Origin of the sequence: Rhodopseudomonas sp. BR0C11, from assembly GCF_010820945.1 — a bacterium.
GTDB classification, from domain to species: domain Bacteria; phylum Pseudomonadota; class Alphaproteobacteria; order Rhizobiales; family Xanthobacteraceae; genus Rhodopseudomonas; species Rhodopseudomonas palustris_H.
In genome coordinates this window covers 1-430 of the sequence record NZ_QTKI01000860.1, presented here as the reverse complement: position 1 = coordinate 430, position 430 = coordinate 1, and the positions used below count along the sequence as shown (strand labels likewise).

Annotated in this window: 1 protein-coding gene; it reads left to right on the top strand. The window is 67.4% G+C overall.

What is annotated here, in order from left to right:
- Window positions 1-430, top strand: a 430-nt coding sequence (locus DYI24_RS27820; protein WP_205523731.1) for a poly-beta-hydroxybutyrate polymerase N-terminal domain-containing protein, incomplete at both ends; no start/stop codon positions are given.

Sequence of the window (430 nt, the reverse complement as noted above, 5' to 3'; positions counted from 1 at the left end):
ACCGCACCCTGCATGCGACGCTGGCGCCGTTGACCGGCGGGCTGTCGCCGACCGCGCTGACGCTCGCCTATGCCGACTGGCTGTCGCATCTGTTCTGGGCGCCGACGCAGCGGATGGATCTCGTCAACGAAGCGCTGCGCCGTGGCACGCAGCTCGCCGAAGCCTCGGTCGGCCAGACCGAGCCTTGGTCGTTGATTGCTCCGCAGCCGCAGGACCGCCGCTTCAGCGCGCCGGAATGGCGCGAACCGCCGTTCAACCTGATGGCGCAGGGCTTTCTGCTGGCCGAGCAGTGGTGGCACGACGCCACCACCAACATTCGCGGCGTCTCGGAGCAGAATGAGAAGATCGTCGAGTTCGCGACCCGGCAGATGCTCGACGTCTTGGCGCCGTCGAACTTCGCCCTCACCAACCCGGAAGTGCTTCGTCGCAC